The sequence below is a fragment of the Sphaerisporangium sp. NPDC049457 genome (assembly GCF_055586705.1).
Genome location: NZ_JBVJHR010000018.1, coordinates 131558 through 149557 on the forward strand (window position 1 = coordinate 131558; position 18000 = coordinate 149557).

General features: G+C 71.9%; 17 protein-coding genes. 6 read left to right on the plus strand and 11 right to left on the minus strand.

Features of this window, described 5'->3' with window-relative positions:
• Positions 1–20: 20 nt before the first annotated feature.
• Genes ACZ6QO_RS27075 through lhgO form a run of 3 tightly spaced genes read right to left on the minus strand, consistent with a single transcriptional unit; the run spans position 21 to position 3615 of the window.
• Positions 21–1709, minus strand: coding sequence for a sensor histidine kinase (locus ACZ6QO_RS27075; protein WP_465854421.1), 1689 nt, complete (start codon positions 1707–1709; stop codon positions 21–23).
• Positions 1706–2407, minus strand: a complete 702-nt coding sequence (locus tag ACZ6QO_RS27080; protein WP_465854422.1) for a response regulator transcription factor — start codon at positions 2405–2407, stop codon at positions 1706–1708. The genes ACZ6QO_RS27075 and ACZ6QO_RS27080 overlap by 4 nt, the downstream gene beginning before the upstream one ends.
• A 23-nt stretch (positions 2408–2430) precedes the next feature.
• Positions 2431–3615: an L-2-hydroxyglutarate oxidase gene (lhgO, locus tag ACZ6QO_RS27085; protein WP_465854423.1), complete on the minus strand. Its 1185-nt coding sequence runs from the start codon at positions 3613–3615 to the stop codon at positions 2431–2433.
• Between the two features lie 164 nt (positions 3616–3779).
• On the opposite strand from lhgO, the gene ACZ6QO_RS27090 reads away from it, so the two are divergent.
• Entirely contained in the window at positions 3780–4172 is a 393-nt protein-coding gene (locus tag ACZ6QO_RS27090) for a hypothetical protein (RefSeq protein ID WP_465854424.1), read from the plus strand.
• Positions 4173–4333: 161 nt separating this feature from the next.
• Entirely contained in the window at positions 4334–5188 is an 855-nt protein-coding gene (locus tag ACZ6QO_RS27095; protein ID WP_465854425.1) for a hypothetical protein, read from the plus strand.
• 168 nt (positions 5189–5356) lie between these two features.
• Here ACZ6QO_RS27095 and ACZ6QO_RS27100 read toward each other — a convergent pair whose 3' ends face one another.
• A complete protein-coding gene (locus ACZ6QO_RS27100; protein ID WP_465854426.1) occupies positions 5357–6541 on the minus strand; it encodes a hypothetical protein in 1185 nt (394 codons plus the stop codon).
• Between the two features lie 209 nt (positions 6542–6750).
• On the opposite strand from ACZ6QO_RS27100, the gene ACZ6QO_RS27105 reads away from it, so the two are divergent.
• Complete coding sequence (locus ACZ6QO_RS27105; RefSeq protein WP_465854427.1) at positions 6751–7722, plus strand: aldo/keto reductase; 972 nt, start codon at positions 6751–6753, stop codon at positions 7720–7722.
• Positions 7723–7941: 219 nt separating this feature from the next.
• Here ACZ6QO_RS27105 and thpR read toward each other — a convergent pair whose 3' ends face one another.
• From thpR to ACZ6QO_RS27125, 4 genes are all read right to left on the minus strand, one after another.
• A complete protein-coding gene (gene thpR, locus ACZ6QO_RS27110; RefSeq protein WP_465854428.1) occupies positions 7942–8505 on the minus strand; it encodes an RNA 2',3'-cyclic phosphodiesterase in 564 nt (187 codons plus the stop codon).
• Positions 8459–9784 carry an MFS transporter gene (locus ACZ6QO_RS27115; protein WP_465854429.1) on the minus strand — a complete coding sequence of 442 codons (1326 nt, stop codon included), beginning with the start codon at positions 9782–9784 and terminating at the stop codon, positions 8459–8461. The genes thpR and ACZ6QO_RS27115 overlap by 47 nt, the downstream gene beginning before the upstream one ends.
• Before the next feature lie 101 nt (positions 9785–9885).
• Positions 9886–10350, minus strand: coding sequence for a MarR family winged helix-turn-helix transcriptional regulator (locus ACZ6QO_RS27120; protein WP_465854430.1), 465 nt, complete (start codon positions 10348–10350; stop codon positions 9886–9888).
• Between the two features lie 145 nt (positions 10351–10495).
• Positions 10496–11776, minus strand: a complete 1281-nt coding sequence (locus ACZ6QO_RS27125) for an MFS transporter (protein ID WP_465854431.1) — start codon at positions 11774–11776, stop codon at positions 10496–10498.
• Between the two features lie 325 nt (positions 11777–12101).
• Between ACZ6QO_RS27125 and ACZ6QO_RS27130 the strand changes: the two genes are divergently transcribed.
• A complete protein-coding gene (locus tag ACZ6QO_RS27130; protein ID WP_465854432.1) occupies positions 12102–13274 on the plus strand; it encodes a cellulose binding domain-containing protein in 1173 nt (390 codons plus the stop codon).
• 124 nt (positions 13275–13398) lie between these two features.
• Here ACZ6QO_RS27130 and ACZ6QO_RS27135 read toward each other — a convergent pair whose 3' ends face one another.
• Both ACZ6QO_RS27135 and ACZ6QO_RS27140 read right to left on the minus strand, forming a co-directional pair.
• Complete coding sequence (locus tag ACZ6QO_RS27135) at positions 13399–13827, minus strand: VOC family protein (RefSeq protein WP_465854433.1); 429 nt, start codon at positions 13825–13827, stop codon at positions 13399–13401.
• A 17-nt stretch (positions 13828–13844) separates the two neighbouring features.
• Positions 13845–14330 carry a helix-turn-helix transcriptional regulator gene (locus ACZ6QO_RS27140; protein WP_465854434.1) on the minus strand — a complete coding sequence of 162 codons (486 nt, stop codon included), beginning with the start codon at positions 14328–14330 and terminating at the stop codon, positions 13845–13847.
• Between the two features lie 368 nt (positions 14331–14698).
• Here ACZ6QO_RS27140 and ACZ6QO_RS27145 point away from each other — a divergent pair, with 368 nt between their 5' ends.
• The gene (locus ACZ6QO_RS27145) at positions 14699–16708 is read left to right on the plus strand and encodes an ATP-binding SpoIIE family protein phosphatase (RefSeq protein ID WP_465854435.1); all 2010 of its coding nucleotides are present in this window, start codon (positions 14699–14701) and stop codon (positions 16706–16708) included.
• Between the two features lie 69 nt (positions 16709–16777).
• On the opposite strand, the gene ACZ6QO_RS27150 is transcribed toward ACZ6QO_RS27145, so the two are convergent.
• Entirely contained in the window at positions 16778–17431 is a 654-nt protein-coding gene (locus ACZ6QO_RS27150) for a hypothetical protein (protein WP_465854437.1), read from the minus strand.
• A 107-nt stretch (positions 17432–17538) separates the two neighbouring features.
• Here ACZ6QO_RS27150 and ACZ6QO_RS27155 point away from each other — a divergent pair, with 107 nt between their 5' ends.
• Positions 17539–17952 (plus strand): VOC family protein, encoded by a 414-nt coding sequence (locus ACZ6QO_RS27155; RefSeq protein WP_465854439.1) that lies wholly within the window; start codon positions 17539–17541, stop codon positions 17950–17952.
• Positions 17953–18000: the final 48 nt, after the last annotated feature.

Sequence of the window (18000 nt, forward strand, 5' to 3'; positions counted from 1 at the left end):
GCGGGCGCGTTGGGAGGACCTCAGGGGGCCGGGGGGAGGACGTCGGGGGCCAGAGGGAGGGTCACGCGGAAGGTGGCGCCGGCGCCGGGGGCCGTGCGCAGGGTCACGGTGCCTCCGTGCGCCGCGACGAGGCCGACCACGATCGCGAGGCCGAGACCACTGCCGCTCGAGGCCCCACCGCTGTCCGGGGCTCCGGCACCGTTCGAAGCTCCGGCGCTGTGCGAGGCCCCACCGGCATCCGAGGCTCGGGCGCTGGCCGAAGCTCCGCTGCTGTCCGAGGTTCCACCCCTGTTCGATGCTCCGTCGCTGTCCGGGACTTCACTGCTGTCCAACGCTCCGCCGCTTCGCGAAGCTTCAGCGCTGTTCGCGTCTTCTGGGCGGGCGTTCGGGTTCTGGCGGGCGCCGGAGGTCAGACGGGCGCGGGTTCTGGCGGGGTCGGCGCGATAGAAGCGTTCGAAGACGCGTTCGGCCTGGTCGGGGGCGAGTCCCGGCCCCTTGTCCGCCACCTCCAGGAACGCGGTCGCCCTCTCGGTCCCCGCCCGCACCGTGATCGGCGTGCCGGCAGGGGTGTGCGTGAGGGCGTTGCTCACCAGGTTCCCGACGATCTGGCGCAGCCGCACCTCGTCGCCGGAGACGATCGGGGCCACGTCCCCCGTCACCTCCAGGACGAGGTCACGGTCGGCGGCGAGGATGCGCGCCTCCTGTACGGCGTCGGCCCCTAGGGCGAGCAGGTCGACCGGGCTCATGGCGAGCGGCCGCTGCTGGTCGAGGCGCGCGAGCAGCAGCAGGTCCTCGACCAGCACGCCCATCCGGGCGGCGACGTCCTCCACCCGGCGCATGAGCCGGGCGGGGTCGCCCGCGGGGTTCTGCCGGTAGAACTCGGCGAAGCCGCGGATGGAGGTGAGCGGGGTGCGCAGTTCGTGCGAGGCGTCGGCGACGAACCGCCGCATGCGCTCCTCGGAGGTGCGGGCCGCGGCCTCGGACACCTCACGGGCGCGGAAGGCGGTCTCGATCTGGGCGAGCATGCCGTTCAGGGACGCCGCCAGGCTGCCGACCTCGGTGCGCGGGTCGCGGTCGGGGACGCGGCGGCCGAGGTCGCCGGCGGCGATGGCCGCCGCGGTGTGCTCCATCTCCACCAGCGGGCGCAGGCTCCGGCGGACGATCACCACGCCGAGGACGGCGAGGACGACCATGACCAGGCCGCCGCCCAGCAGTTCGGTGAGCGCGAGTTGCGCGGTGATCTCGTTGACCGAGGACAGGTCGATGGCGATGACCACGCTTCCCGCGCCCGCCACCGAGGCGGCGCGCAGCCGCCACTCCCCCGCGCCCGACTCGGCGGGGACGGTCTGCGGCTGCCACGCCGCCGCGGCGAGGTCCGGCAGCTTCGGGCCGGGCCGGTGCTCGGCCTCCAGCCCGGCGAGGGTGGCCACGACCCTTCCTTCGCGGTCGCGGAGCTGGATCAGCCCGTCGGGCGGCACCCGGTTGCCCAGGCCGGGACCGCGTTGCAGGCGCCGCGCGACGTCCTGGGCGAACGTGGCCAGTTGCCGGTCCACCCGGTCGACCAGGTAGCCGCGCAGGACGGACACGCTGCCCGCGCCGATGCCCGCGAGGGCGATCGCGACGAGGGCCAGCATCGTGGCGATCAGCTTGATCCGCAGCGGCGTCCGGGCGAACAGCGAGGCGACGTACGCCCGCCGGTGGGTGTTCATGTGGGCGGGGTGCGAAGGACGTAGCCGACGCCGCGCAGGGTGTGGATGAGCCGGGGAGTCGTGTTGTCGATCTTGCGGCGCAGCACGGAGACGTACGACTCGACGATGCCGGCGTCGCCGCGGAAGTCGTAGTCCCAGACGTGGTCGAGGATCTGCGCCTTGGACAGCACCCGCCCGGCGTTGGCCATGAAGTAGCGCAGCAGCTTGAACTCGGTGGGCGAGAGCGGGATGACCGTGCCCCGCCGCCACACCTCGTGGCTCTCTTCGTCCAGCTCGATGTCGGCGAAGCTCATGCGGGGCGGGGGCGCCGTCGGGTCGCCGGCGGTGCGGCGCAGCACCGCGCGGATGCGCGCGATGACCTCTTCCAGGCTGAACGGCTTGGTCACGTAGTCGTCGCCGCCGAGGGTGAGCCCTCTGATCTTGTCCTCGGTGGCGTCCCTGGCCGTGAGGAAGACCACCGGGGTGTGGGCGCCGCCGCCCCGCAGGCGCCGTACGACGTCGAACCCGTCCATGTCCGGGAGCATGACGTCCAGGACGATCAGGTCGGGCCGGCGGCGCTGGGCGGCCTCCACCGCTTCGGCGCCGTTTCCGGCCGGGGTCACCGAGAATCCCGCGAAGCGCAGGCTCGCGGCCAGCAGTTCCAGGATGTTCGGATCGTCCTCGACGACCAGCAGTCGGGCTTCAGGCGATTCGGTCACCTTCCTATAGTGGCCTCATCGTCTTAAGCCGAGATGAAAGAAACGATGTGCCGGGCGATCGCCAGGCTGGACGTGGCGGCGGGCGAGGGGGCGTTGCGCACCACGATCACCTTGCCGTGGACGTCCACGACGAAGTCGTCGAGCAGGCTCCCGTCCCGGCCTACGGCCTGGGCGCGCACTCCGCCGGCGGTCCGCACCAGGTCCTGCGGCGCGAGGCTCGGCACGTAGCGGCGCGCGGCCTTCAGGAAGGCCCTCTTGGTGAGCGAGCCGTAGATTTCCGCCAGGCCGGTCCTCCAGTGCGCGGCGGCCATCCGGCGCGTCCCAGGCCAGGTCAGGATGTCGCGCAGGTCATGCAGTGACACCTGGCGCCAGGAGTAGCCCTCGCGGGCGAGCGCCAGTACGGCGTTCGGGCCGACGAGCACCTCGCCGTCGACGCGGCGGGTCAGGTGCACGCCGAGGAACGGGTAGCGCGGGTCGGGGACGGGGTAGACGAGCCCGCGGACGAGGTCCTTGGCGGCGCCGGCCAGCTTGTAGTACTCCCCGCGGAAGGGGACGATGCGCACGTTCCCGGCGTACCCGCTCATCGCGGCGACGGCGTCGGAACCGAGGCCCGCGCACGCGACCAGCCGGTCGAAGGCCAGCCGCGTGCGACCGGCGAGCACCTCCACGCCGCTCGCAGTCTCGCGCAGCGCCCGCACCGGCCGTCCCAGCCGTACGCTGCCGCCGCCGTCGGCGACGTCGAGGGCCAGGCGGCGGGCGACGGCGGGGAAGTCCACGATCGCCGTGCGCGGGGAGTGGACGGCACCGACGCCGACGGCGTGCGGCTCGATCTCGCGCAGGCCGAGGGCGTCCACCTCGGCGATGTCCGCCACGCCGTTCTCCCTGGCGCGGGCGGCGATGCGCCGCAGGCCCGCGCGCTCGGTCGCGGTGGCGGCGATGACGAGCTTGCCGACCTCCTCGTAGGGGATGTGGTGCTCGGCGCAGTACTCGCGCAGCAGCGCGGCGCCGTCGCGGCAGAGCCGGGCCTTGAGCGAGCCGGGGGTGTAGTAGATGCCGGCGTGGACGACGCCGCTGTTGCGCCCGGTCTGGTGAGCGGCGACGCGGTCCTCCTTGTCAAGGACGGTCACGGTGGCACCGCGCGCGGCCAGCTCGCGGGCCACGGCCAGCCCGAGGATGCCCGCGCCGATGATTCCGATTCGCTCACTCACAAGCCGATATCTTCCTCGGTTTGCGAAGGGCGCGCCAGACGACCGGCGCCCGGCCGGGCGGGGCCGGGCTCGCCGTGCGCGGGCGGCAAAGGTTGGGGAAGATCCAGGGAAAACGGCATAACGGCCAGCAGTGTCTCGAACAGACATTCGATACACTTCGTGACGTGTATCTTCCGCCGGGATGGCCGCCAGAGGTCCGTCCGCCGGGGAGCCCCGACTGGGAGTCCTCGGCGGTGACCTGGCTGCTCGACGCCGTCCCGCCCGACTACCGGGCCTACGGCGTGCTCCGGCGGCACCCCCTGGCCCTGGCGCGCATGGCGCTGCACCACGTGAACGCCACGGTCGACGCCGCGCGCACCGGGTACCGGCGGGCGGCCGTCGAGCTGAAGGAACACCTGCCGCCGCACGCCATCGAAGCCGTCCTTGAGACCTACCGCCGCGAGGGCCCGCGTCTGGTGCGGCTGGCCGCCTCGATCGAGCTGGTCGAGCGGGCCCTGCGCGGCGAGCCGTTCGTCGCCCGCATGGACACCTCCGGACAAACAAGATCGCCCAGGTAAAACCCTGAGGCGGGACGGCCCAAGAGTCTTCCCCTTCCCTCGGTTCCACGTTTCCGCAGGGCATACCACGACAGGCACGCCGGCATGATCCGCACTGATGTTCCGGCGTGCCCTCCAGCCCCGACCTCCCGGGGCGAAGTCATCCGATCGAGGGGAAGTTCATGAATTCAGCCCATGCTCTGGCCTCCCTGCCACAGCGGGTCCTCCTTCTCGGCGCCACGGCGCTCCTGACGGTCCCCGCCATGGGGATCTCCTCCGCCTCCGCGCAGTCGTCCCCCTCCGCGCCGGCCACCCCGCCGACGCCCGCCCCCGCGTGCGCGCTGAGCAACGGAGGGTTCGAGGAGCCCACCGGCGTGCGCGGCGCCGGCAACATGAGAACCGACATCCCGAACTGGCGGACCACCTCCCCCGACGGGGTCATCGAACTCTGGGGGCCGGGCAACGCGCCGGCCGCCGGCCCCGAGGTCCCCGCCGACTCGGGCAGGACGTTCGCCGAGATCAACGGCACGCAGGCGTCCACCCTGTACCAGGACGTCGCCACCACCCCCAGGACCGTCCTGGTATGGCGGCTGGCGCACCGCGCGCGCAGCGCGAGCCCCGACCACAAGGACGTCATCCGCGTCAGGATCGGCACTCCGGGCGGCACGACGGTCCAGATCCCGCTGGGCCAGACCACGTCCGACATCTCCGACGGCGGCATCTCGTGGGGCCACTACACCGGCATCTACCGCGTCCCCAAGGGCCAGAAGCTCACGCGGTTCTCGGTCGAGGCCGTGTCCTCCGCCGGAGGCTCCCCCAGCCTCGGCAACTTCCTCGACTCGGTGGAGGTGACGTGCAGCCCGCCGTGCCCCAAGCTGCGCTTCCCGCATCGGGCGTGCGACGGCTGGGGCCTGCCCCTGTACCACGTCCCCGCCGGCCCCGCCGGTCCGCCGTCGCACCATCCGCACGGACGCCCGGCGTACCCCGCGCCCATCGGCACCGCGACCGACTCCATCCTGCCGCGCCCCGCGCGGTGAGCCGGCCCTGATCCACGGCTGATCCACGGCACGGTCGCCGCCGGTCGACGGCGCAGGCGGGCGAGCCGGGACGGCGGCCGTGGACATGGGGATAGGAGGCGCCCGCCGGGACCGCGTGCACCGGCCCCGGCGGGCGCCTCCCGTACGCGAGGCGGCGAGGAGGACCGCTCAGCCGACGCGGCGGGCGATGACCGCGATGATGCCGGTGGCGCCCAGGGCGACCCCGAGCCACAGGGCGATGACCCCCGCGGGCACGCCGCCGTCGTCACCGTCGCTCGCCGCCGCGTGCGAGGCGGCGACGTCGGGCGCCCCTGCCGCCCGGGACGGCGTGACGCTCACCTGCGGACCGGCGGTACGCCCCGGGGCGTCCGCGGCCCTGCCCCGCAGGGCGGCCGCCGGCAGCGGCACCCGGTACACCGGGCTGGCGGCGCCCTCGGTGCCGGTCAGCAGCGATCTCCCGTCCCTGGTGTAGGTGATCGACTCGGCCTGCTGGAGGGACGGCATGGAGACCCGGGCGATCAGATCGCCCGGCGCGCGGTAGACCGACGCCGAGAAATAGGTGCGGATCACGAAGCTCGACCCGTCGGGCGCGTACGCGGCGTCCGTCGCCATGATCGGCGCGGGCGCGACGCGCCGCAGGAAATTCACCCTGTCCGTGCGCAACTTGGCGGGCGCGGCGTACACCGAGCCGGCGAACTCCTTGCTCACGACGTACAGCCGCCCGGTGGTCGGATGGACCATGATGCCCTCGGCGTTGCGGTTGCCGTCCTTGTACCGGAAGCGGTAGCGGGTCGCGGGCAGGGTGGCGTCCCGCAGCACCTTGGGCTCGGCCACCTTGTAGATCGAGTAGTCCGGCCAGCCGCCGTTGAGGTTGTCCCCGATGTCGGCGAACCACAGCACGCTCTGGCCGGTGGCGGGATCGACGGAGGCCGCCATCGCCTCCCAGTCTCTCGCCGCCGCCCCGGCGACCGTGAACGTGGCGAGAGTGCGCCCGTCGGTCCCGACGGCGAAGAACTGCGGCCCCGCGCCGCTGTCGTTGTGGGTGTAGACCACGTTCTTGTGCGTGGGCGAGACGGCGATGCCGCTCGACTCGGCGATGCGCGGGTCCTTGAACCGGAACAGCAGTCGCTGTTCGCCGTCGTCGGACCCGGCCCTCTCGCCGCGCGGTCTCACGGCGGCGTACGGCCCGCCCGCCTCACCCGCCTGCGCCGCGTCCCGCGGAGCGGCGGCGACCGGCGCGGCTCCCGTGCCCTGGTGCGCCGCCGTGGCGGACGCCGCGACCGGGGCGGCGGCGACCACCCCCAGCACCGCCAGAACGCCGACCCCCGTGAACACCCTCCTGTTGCTCCCCATTCGCACATCATGCCCCGCGCCCCCGGGCGGCGCGCCGCAGCCACCGCGCGGGTTCAGGGCTGGAGTTGGGATAGGTCTGGTCGAGACACGGTCCGCGCCGTCACGGCCTCCGGCGTCGGGGACGTCGGGGACGCGGTCCGCCCCCGGCCTCGTCCTCACGGGAGGACGGGCTGGGCTGGAGTGCACTCCAGGTGTTTAGTGTGAGTCGTATGGAATACGCACACCTTGGACGCTCAGGTCTGTCCGTGAGCCGGCTCTGCCTCGGCACCATGAACTTCGGACCTGTGACCTCGGAAGAGGACTCGTTCGCCATCATGGACAGGGCGCACGAGCTGGGGATCAACTTCTTCGACACGGCCAACGTGTACGGCTGGAAGAAGGGCGAGGGCGTAACCGAGAAGATCATCGGACGGTGGTTCGCCCAGGGGGGCGGCCGCCGCGAGAAGACCGTCATCGCCACCAAGCTGAACGGCGCGATGGGCGACTGGCCCAACGACAGCAAGCTGTCGGCGCTGAACATCCGGCGGGCCTGCGACGCATCGCTCAAGCGGCTCCAGACCGACTACATCGACCTGTACCAGATGCACCACGTCGACCGGGCCACCCCGATCGACGAGATCTGGGAGGCCATGGAGGTCCTGCGCCGGCAGGGCAAGATCATCTACGTGGGGTCGTCCAACTTCGCCGGATGGCACATCACCCGGGCGCAGGAGGCGGCCGAGCGGCGGCACTTCACCGGCCTGGTCAGCGAGCAGTCGCACTACAACCTGCTCACCCGGACCGTCGAGCTGGAGGTCCTTCCGGCGTGCGACGAGTACGGCCTCGGGGTCATCCCGTGGAGCCCGCTCGCCGGCGGCCTGCTGGGCGGCATCCTCCGGAAGATCGACAAGGGCCGTTCCGCCTCCGAGCACGTCACCTCCGTGCTCGAGAAGCACCGCGACAAGATCGAGCGGTACGAGGCGTTCTGCGACGAGCTGGGCGAGCAACCGGCCGACGTGGCGCTGGCCTGGCTGCTGGTGCAGCAGGCCGTGACCGGCCCGATCATCGGTCCCCGCACGGTCGACCAGCTCAACGGCAGCCTGCGGGCGCTGGAGATCGAACTCGACGACAAGGCGCTGGCCACGCTCGACGAGATTTTCCCCGGTCCCGGCGGACCGGCTCCCGAGGCCTACGCCTGGTGAACCACGGGCGCCCGCCTGGGCGCCGCTCGTGAACAGAGGGCCTCCGGCGCCGCGCCGGGGGCCCTTCGCCTTACCAGCGGGCCTCGCCCGCACAGCCCGCCCGGCCCGCCCGGCCCGGCGGACGGCTAGGTGAGCAGGGCGCCGATCACCACGATGACCACGAGAAGCGCGAGCACGGTGGGCAGCAGCCAACGACGGGGACGGTCCACGTCCTGGAGCCTAGCCGCGTCCGGCGAGTGACCATGCCCCGAGTGCCTCGTACCGCACGGACGGCCCCTGGTGGCTGCGCATGAGGTGGACGGCGCCGGCGCGCCACGGGGTTCCGTCGAACGAGCTCAGCGCCTCGACCAGCGGCCGGGCGTCGACGCCCGTGCGCGGGCGCGCGCGGGCGAGGGTGAGATGGGGGTGGAAGCGCTTGTCGTCGGAGTGTCCCGCCCCCGCGCGCCGCGCGCCGGCGGCCAGCGAGGCGGCCAGGCGCGACAGGCCCGCGCCGCCGCCGCGCACGCCGAGCCAGACGACCCGGGCCCGCGCGGGGGAGGAGAACGCGCCCGCGGCCCCGAACGACAGCGTCATCGCCGGATGGCGGCCCGCCGCCCGCGCCAGCCGCGCCGACAGGTCAGGCAGCATCTCCTCGGCGACCTCGCCGAGGAAACTCATCGTGACGTGCCACAGCTCGGGGGCGACCCAGCGAAGGTCGGGCCAGCCGTCCCGGTGGGGCTCGACGGCCTCGGCGACCTCAGCGAGCGCCTCCGGGGGCGGCGACAACGCCACGAACAGCCGCACCGCGCGTCCTTCCCTCGGCGAAACGGGTGAGCAGCATCGCCAGACCGACGCCCAGAAGGCACATCACTCCGCAGATCACCACTCCGAGGCGGGGCCCGGCGAGCTCGCCGACCCAGCCGATCAACGGCGCGCCGATGGGGGCGCCACCGGTGAACACCAGCACATAGATTCCCATGACCCGGCCGCGCATCTCCGGCGAGGCCGCGAGCTGGACCGAGGAGTTGGCGGCGGTGTTCGTCGTGATCATCGCCATGCCCGCCGGCATCAGCAGGAGCAGGAACACCGGGTAGGCGGGGGCGAGGCCGGCGGCGATCTGCGCGACGCCGAAGCAGACGGCGCCGCCGATCAGCATGCGGCGGCTCGGCCGCGCCCGGCGGGCGGCGAGCAGCGCCCCGCCCAGGGCTCCGATCGCGAACACGCTGGAGGCCACGCCGAACGACGACGCGTCCTGCCCGAACACCTGCTTGGACATCAGCGCGATGCTCATCGAGAAGCTGGTCGCGAACATCGCCACGAACGCCACCAGCAGGATCGGCATCAGCAGCTCCGGCCGCTGCCAGACGTGCCGCAGGCCCTCGCGGAGCTGTCCCTTGGCCCGGGCGAGCCGCTCGGGGGTGCGCAGTTCGGCGCCGCGCATCAGCATCAGGCCGGTGATCACGGCGGCGAACGACGCCGCGTTGAGCAGGAAGATCGGCCCGGTGCCGCCGAGCGCGTAGATCAGCACGCCGGCGATCGCGGGGCCGACGACCCTGGCGAGGTTGAAGGTGGAGCTGTTCAGCGCGATCGCGTTGGACAGGTCGTCGCGGCCGACCATCTCCACGACGAACGACTGGCGCGTGGGCACCTCGACGCACGAGACGAGGCCGAGCATGAACGCCATCACGTACACGTGCCACACCTGTGCGTGCCCGGTGATGGTCAGCAGGCCCATCGTCAGCGCGAGCAGCCCCATGAGCGACTGGGCGGTCATCAGCAGCGGCCGCTTCGGGTAGCGGTCGGCGAGCATGCCGCCCCACAGGCCGAACAGGACCACCGGCAGGAACTGCAGGGCGGTGGTGACGCCGAGCGCGGCCGAGCTGCCGTGGGTCAGTTCCAGCACCAGCCAGTCCTGGGCGGTGCGCTGCATCCAGGTGCCGACGTTGGACACGACGCTGCCGGAGACGAACAGGCGGTAGTTGTAGTTGCGCAGCGAACGGAACATGCCGCCGGTCGACGGCGTGACGGTCACGGCGCCCCGGGTCTCCTCGGCCTGCACCTCCCCCAGCTCCGATCTCCGCACGGCCGCGCCCCGAGGGCCGGCCGTGACGGTATCGGGTGCCGCGGACGGCGTGCCGGGTTCGGGAGGGTCGGCGGGCTCGTCGTCCACAGCCTGTGGACGGGTCACATCTGCGAGAGCTTCTCCAATATCGGCGCCGCGGCCCGCAGCGTCGCCCGCTCCTCGGGCGACAGGTCCTTCAACCGCTGGGCCAGCCACGCCTCCTTGCCTCGGCGCTCCTCCCTCAGCAGCCCTCGCCCGGCCTCCGTCACACTGACGGTCACCTGCCGCCGGTCGGTCTGCCGCGGGGCGCGGGCGACCAGGCCCCGCTCCTCCAGTGCGGCGATCACCCGTGTCATCGAGGGCGGTTGCATCTTTTCGAGTTCGGCCAACTCGCCAGGGGTGATCCCTGAGTGCCGTTCTACGGCGGCGAGCGTCGCGGCCTGTGTGGGGGTCAGCTTGTGGGCTCCGCCCTGGCGCCGGAGCCGTCTGGTCAGCCGCGCCAGTGACACGCGCAGCGCGGACGCCAGCCCGGCGTCGCTGCGCAGGTCCAACGGGCGCTCCGTCTTCTTTGGGGTATTCGTTAGCATAGGTCATTACCTTTGCTAACTATATATGACATGTCCCAATTCCCGGTGGCTCGAACGTCTTCTGGGCTCCACATCGCCCCCGGCGGGCCGGTCCTCACGGGCCGGACACGGGGATCCGCTGGTCACGGGGGATGGGCGTCACGGCTCACCGCGGGGTGGACGCGGCGGTCTCGGCCTCCGGGTCGTCCACGGCGGGCGTCGCCGGCGAGCGCATGGTGCGCACCTCGCGGGAGAGCAGGGTGAGCGCCGAAGCCACGACGATCACCGCGGCGGCGCCGTACTGCGTGGGCGCCAGCCCGATGTTCTCGGCGATCGGCCCGGCGACCAGCGCGCCCAGCGGCATCGCCATGACCGAGCCCAGCGCGTCGTACGCCGAGACCCTGGCCAGCCGCTCGGCGGGCACGTTGCGCGCCAGCGCGACGCTCCATTGCACCATCATGACCTCAAGACTGGCGCCGAGGAACACCGCGGACCCGCACACCGCCGCCAGCGGCCAGTGCATCGCCAGCGACAGCGGCGAGAGCGCCAGCAGGCCGCCGATGAGCGCCGCGGCCAGGATGGGCCTTCGCGGGGTGAAGCGCAGAGACACCACGCCGCCGATGATCAGGCCGAGGGCCTCGGCCGAGGTGACGGCCCCCCAGGCGGCCGGGCCGCCCAGCTCGGCCTTGGCGACCGCGGGGCCGAGCACCATGAACCCGCCGTACCAGGCCATGAGGACGACGCAGAACTGCACCACGATGGCCCACAGCCAGGTGTGCGAGATGAACTCCGACCAGCCGTCGCGCAGGTCGGCGATCATGCCGGCGGCGGCCGTCCTCGTGTGCCCGGTCACCCTGATGGAGAGCAGCAGGGGGATCGTGCCGAGCAGCCCGATGCCGCAGACGGACAGGGCCCACCCGGGACCGACGGCGGCGACCACCACGCCCGCGACCGCCGCGCCCCCCATCTGCGCGCCGTTCATGGCGAGTCTGCTCACGGCGTTGGCCTGCTGGAGCAGCTCGTCCGGCACGATCTTGGGCAGCAGGGCCTGCGAGGCCGGGTAGAACACGGCCATCCCCACCCCGGTCAGCGTCTCCAGCACGATCATGTGCCACAGCCGGGCCTGCCCGGTGATCACCAGGATGCCCAGCAGCCCTTCGGACACCGCGATCATGACGTTGGCCGCGATGATGACCCGCTGCGGCGGGATGCGGTCGGCGATCACCCCGCTGATCAGCGTGAACACCAGCGACGGCGCGATCTGCGCCGCGAGCACGTACGCCAGGTCGGCGGTGGACCCGGTGAGGTCCAGCACGGCGAAGGAGATGCCGACCAGCGAGAACGCGACGGCGGCCGGCGCCAGGAAGCGATCTGCGAGCAGCAGCCGGAAGTCGCGGATCGCGAGCACCGGGAAGCGTCGGCTCAGGGCGCTCCAAGGCATGATCATCGTCCGATCGAGTAGAGAAGGGCGTTCGACGTTAACCGGGCCGCCGAGCACCGGACAATCGGTTTTCCCTGCGGACGAGCACCCGGGCCGCCGGGGACCGGACAATCGGTTTTCACCCGGACGGGCGCCTCGGCGTAGGTCGGTCGCCAGCACCTCGGCTCAGGCGGTGATACGGGCCTCCACGGTGCCGGCGGCGCGGCCGGTGAACCGTTCACCGGTGACCAGCGCGTCCGGCCCCGCGCACGGCCGGAGGCTTTACGCGCTGCCGCTGCCGTCTCACGCTCGCTGCCAGAGTCACGCGTCGTCATGACCGATTAGGGGAACGATGAGACCTCGCAAACCGTCCTTATGGGCGACCCTCGCCGCCGCATTCCTCGCCGCCGTGACCGTCGCCCCGGCGGCGCACGCCGCCGCCTCCGCCCCCGCCGCCGCCCTGCACGCGGTGCACGCCGCCGCCTTCCCGGACGCTCCCGCGAGCGCGGCCGCCGACACCACGCCGCCCACGCGGCCCACCAATCTGCTCCCCTGCCCGGTCCCGAGCACCACCTCCGGATACGTCGCGATCTGCTGGACCGCCTCGACCGACTACCAGGGCGTCACCGGCTACGACATCTACCGCCTGGAGACCGACGGCTTCGTCCTCGCCGCCAGCACGACCGGCACCGTGGGCGGCTTCTCCGGCGTCCTCGGCCGCCAGTACACGCTGTACGTCGTGGCCAAGGACGCGGCGGGCAACGTGAGCCCGCCTTCCAGCCTGATCAGCGTCGGGGCGGCGATCGGCATGTCGCCCAGCCCGGGCCCGTCGCCGAGTCCGTCGCCCACCGGGGACACCACCCCGCCGACGAAGCCGACCGGCCTGGTCGAGGGCTGCCTGGCCGACTACCCCGGCGTCACGTTCTGCTGGCAGGCCTCGACGGACAACGTCGCGGTCACGGCCTACGACATCTACCGCCAGACCGCGACCGGGTACGTCAGGGCCGGCACGGTGCGCCCCTCCAGCTGGCTGGCATTCGCCGAGGGCAACCTGGTCACCGGGACGTACTACACCTATGTCGTGGTCGCGAAGGACGCGGCGGGCAACCTCAGCGCGCCGTCCGACCCGCTCGCGGCCCTCGCCCGCCAGGGGCTTCCCCGTCCGACCCCGACGCCATCGCCCACGCCCACGCCGACCCCGGCCCTGTCGTGCGCCGTGACCTACGGGGTCACGGTGTGGAACACCGGCCTGGCCGCCTGGGTGACGATCAAGAACACGGGCACCACGCCCATCTACGACTGGACGCTGGTCATCGAGTACGCGCCGCCCGGCGTCCGCTTCCTCTCGGGGCACTCGGCCCTGTTCAGCCAGACGGGCCTGCAGATCACGGCCCGGGCCCTGGACTGGAACAAGGTCATCATGCCGGGCGCCTCGGTCCAGACGGGCTTCAACGCCGCCCATGACGGCAATCCCCCGAGGCCCGTGAGATTCCTGCTCAACGGCGTCCCCTGCACCATCACCTGAGTTCTCGCACCTGAGTTCCCGGCCGCCCGTACGCCCGCACACCGCAGGGCGGCGGGCGGCCGTCCAGGTGGTGGCGAGGCACCCGCGACGGCCACCGGCGGAGCGCGGCGCTCTCCGGCCTCGCTCAGCCGCCGGCGTTCGGCTGGTACTCCCGCTGTTCGACCAGCACGAGCCAGTTGCCAGAGTTGTCGCGCATGACGGCTTCCACGCCGTACGGGCGCTCGGACGGCTCCTGCAGGAAGGTCACGCCTTTGGCGGACAGTTCCTCGTAGGTCTTGCGGCAGTCGTCGACGGCCAGGCCGAGACCGCCGCTCTGGCCCTTCTCAAGCTGGCGGCGGTGGAAGTCGGCGGCCTCGGAGTCGAGCGGCGGGCCGGGCTTCATGAGCGTGATCTCGAGTTCGGGGTGGTCGGGATGCGACACGGTGACCCAGCGGAAGTCGTCGCCCATGACGACATCGACCCGTGGGACGAAGCCGAGGACGTCGACGTAGAAGTCGCGGGCCGCGTCCTGGTCGAGGCAGTAGATCGTCGTCAGAGAGATGTTCGTAATCATGCGGGAGAAGCTACTCCCTACCTCTCATCTGCGACTTCTCCAATATTGCACAAATCGCGATCTTGGTTTTCCGGCGCCACCGTGCCCGCCGGGTCGAGCACTCCGCAGATGAACAGATAGCACCCGGGGACCCGCGGGGCGCCGTGGGCCGCCCACCGGTCACGATAGGCGCTCGGGCTCTCTCCGACGACCTGGGTGAACTTCGACGAGAAGGACCCCAGGCTGCTGAAGCCCACGGCCATGCACACCTCGGTGACGGTGAGGTTGGCGAAGCGCAGCAGATCCTGTGCCCGCTCCAGCCGGCGGCGCAGGACATAGCGGATCGGGGTCTCACCGTAGGCGGCCTCGAAGCAACGGACGAAGTAGAACTTGGAGATGCCCGCGACGGCCGCGAGCCCGTCCAGGTCGAGCTTGGCCTGGTAGTGACGGTCGATGTGGTCACGCGCCAGCCGGAGCCGGGGCAGCAGCTCCACCGGCACCGTCCGATTCCCCTTGACGGCCACGTCACGACACTAACCGACGTCCGGCCTCGCGCCCCTGGCAGGGCGCGGCCTGCCGCGGCGTCACGGGCGTGGAGCGTACCGGTCCGCTCAGCGGCAGCGCGCGCACCGGGCATCGGGCGGGCGTACCGAGGCCCGGGCGGGGACGATCCGGGCACAACCGGTCTCATGGGGGCTGGAAGTCGACCAGCACATTACACACAGATGCCCTGGTTTGCCCATTTCTTTGTGCTTTTGCGCATATTGTTTCAGGTAACTGATTCCAACGTGCGGCATCCGCACGATCTACCGCGCTCGGCGGTCCACCCAGGGGAGGAGGGTTGGGGAACAACCTCGTCGCCCGGGAACTTCTCGATCATGTCCTGCGCCACATGAGCGACGGGTTCCTCGTGGTCGACACCGACTGGCGGATCACCTTCGTCAACCTCGAAGCCGGACGCCTGCTCGACTCCGACGCGGATCCGGCCGGACGACTGCTCTGGGACGTCTTCCGCGACGCCGGCATGCCCCAGCTCGAAGCCCACTGCCAGGCGGCCGACGGCACGCCGGCCGATCTGGACGTCCAGTCGCCGAACGGCCAGCTCTGGTACCGAATCCACCACGCCCGCTTTCCCGGCGGCACGACGATCCATCTCAGGGACGTCACCGCCTGGCGCAGGCACGAAGCCGAGATGGCCGGCACCGAGCAGGTCGCTGCGCGGCGCGTCGCCACGATCCAGCAGCTGACCCAGGCGCTCGCGGACGCGCTGACCGTGCAGGACGTCGTGGACGCCGTCGCCGACCATGTCCTGCGGCCGTTCGGCGCCACCGGGCTGAGCATCTTCTACCAGGAGGACGACCGCCTGCGCCCGGTCGGCACCGTCGGGTACTCGCGGAAATTCGTGGCGGAGATCCTCGACGCGCCCATGCAGGACGACTGGCCGATCGCGCACGCCATCAGAAAACGCGCCCCCATCTTCATCGCCTCGGCCGACGAGTTCGTCGCAGGCCACCCGAGCCTGGCCAAGGTCCCGGCGACCGGGGGCAAGAACGCCTGGGCCGCGCTCCCGCTGATCGCCTCGGGATGCGCCATGGGTGGCTGTGTCATCGCCTTCGACCAGGAGCATCTCTTCACCGCCGAGGAGCGCAGCCTGTTCACCGCGATCAGCGGCCTGGTCGCCCAGGCCCTGGAGCGGGCCCGCCTCTACGACGTCGAGCACAACCGCGCCCAGGAGCTGCAACGCGGCCTGCTGCCCCGGGCCCTCCCCTCACCGCCGGGCGTCCGTGCCGCCACCCGCTACCTGCCCGCGAACAAGGACATGGAGGTCGGCGGCGATTGGTACGACGTGATGCGGCTGTCCGGCGAGCGCGTCGCCCTCGTGATCGGCGACGTGATGGGCCACGGTGTCGCGCAGGCCGCCACCATGGGCCGCCTGAGCACGGCGGTGCACGCCCTGGCCGACCTCGAACTGTCCCCCGACGAACTGCTCGCCCACCTCAACGATCTCGTCGCCCGATTCGGCGACGACTCCTACGCCACCTGCCTGTACATGATCTACGACCCCACCACCGGCGACTGCGTGTTCTCCCGTGCGGGTCATCCTCCGCCCGCCATCGTCCATCCCGGCGGCACGGCCTTCTTCCCCGAGGGCGACCCCGATCCGCCCCTGGGCGCCGCGACCCCGCCTTTCGACACCTTCCGGATGCGCCTGCCCGAGGGCAGCCTGGTGGCGCTGTACACCGACGGCCTGGTCGAATCGGCCACCCTGGACATCGACACGGGCATGGCCGACCTCGCCCGGACCCTCACCGCCGCGCTCGCCGAGGAGCCGCACCGGCCGGCGGCGCGAGACGCCTTCCCGCCGGCAGGGGACGCGGCCGTCGACGAAGAGCAGGACCGCCTGGAGTCCTTGTGCGACGCCCTCACGACCACCCTGCTGCCGGTCCATCGGTCCACCACCGACGACACGGCCCTGCTCATCGTCCGCACCCACCTGTTGCCGTCCGGCGACGTCGCCTCCTGGCCGCTGCCCGAGGAGGCGATCGCCGCCGGGCAGGCGCGCGAACACGTCAGGAACCAGCTCGCCGCGTGGGGGCTGGACGAGCTGTCGATGACCACGGAACTGCTGGCCAGCGAGCTCGTGGGCAACGTCGTCCGGCACGCCAGGGGCCCCATCCGGCTGCGCCTGATCCGCGGCGACGTGCTCACCTGCGAGGTCTCCGACGGCAGCCTCAGCACGCCCCGCATCCGGCGGTCATCGGAGACCGACGAGGGAGGCCGCGGCCTGCAACTCGTCGCCGCCCTCTCCAGCCGCTGGGGCACGCGCTACACCGCCACCGGCAAATGCATCTGGACCGAACAATGCACGCACGCCACCTCGCCCCGTCCGCTCAAACCATAGGCGCGCTGCAGAACAAGGGCGTGCCGGCGTGCTGAGAAGCGGCGGCTCTCGGACTCGAGGCCGGAAGGCTCACCGGCGGCGTGCCGAGTAGGGCGGGAACCTCGTCTGGTCGTTGAGGTCCACATCGGTGTCCGGCCAGCGCCGGCGGAGCAGGCCGACCAACTGCCGCGCCCAGCCGGCGAGGTGCGGCAAGGCGTGGTGCGCCTCGGCGGTGCGGGCGGTGGCCTCCAGCCCCAAGCGGTCGGCGGCCGGGTCGACCGGCCCGAGAGCGGCCCTGCGGGTGTAGTAGGCCGCCGCCCTGCCGGCGGTGGCCGCGCTGAACTCACCGCGGACGCGGGCGAAGGCGACCAGCCGATCGGCATGGGCCGCGGCGCCGTCCGCGCGCAACAACTGATCCAACGCCACACGCGGGGCCAGGTCCTCCAGCACGATGAGTCCGCTTGGGACATCGGCGGCGATGACCCGCGGAGCCAGGTCCAGGGCGAGGTCCTCGGAGAGGAACCGAAGAGCGGCCAGCTCGGTGCGGGACCGCCACGCCACGGGACGGGTCTGGTCCGGGTGGTGGGACCGCACCCATTTGACGATCACACGTTCGGGACGGCCGCCTGCCAGCTGTGCTCTCGCGATGTCCCACGGCTCCAGCCGCCGCCAGTCGAGCACGGTGACCGGCGAGGAACGGTGACGTGAGAGCAGGGACTCCGTCTCGGCAAGCCAGTTGGTCACCTCTGCGCCTTTCGCCGAACCGGTCAGGAATGAAGAAGCGCCACATCCGGAGTCCTCCGTAGCGTGACTTGCATGTGCACGACCATTACCCACGAAGGAGACAAGGCATGAAAGCACACGTCAGCTCGATCCTCCTCGCCGTCCACGACATGGACCGGGCCAAGCGCTTCTACACCGAAGGGCTCGGCTGGAAGATCAAGAATGACTACGGCATCTCGGTGTTCTTCGAGTCGGACGGAGCCTCGCCGGTCGGCTTCTACGGCCGCGAGGGCCTGGCCGGCCAGGTGGGAACGAGCCCGGAAGGCAGCGGCTTCAGCGGGATCGTCCTCACCTACGTCGTCCGCAGTGAGGCGCGGGTTGACGAGATCATGGCAGAGGCCGAGAAGGCGGGCGCCACCATCCTCAAGCCCGCCGGCGCCCTGCCGTGGGGCGGGTACGGCGGCACCTTCGCCGACCCGGACGGCTACATCTGGAGCCTCGGATACAGCGCTCAGGGCAAGGACCAGCCCTACGCGGAGTAGCGCCGCCGGAGGTACGGCGTTCAGGGAAGCGGCCCGGCCTCCTGGATG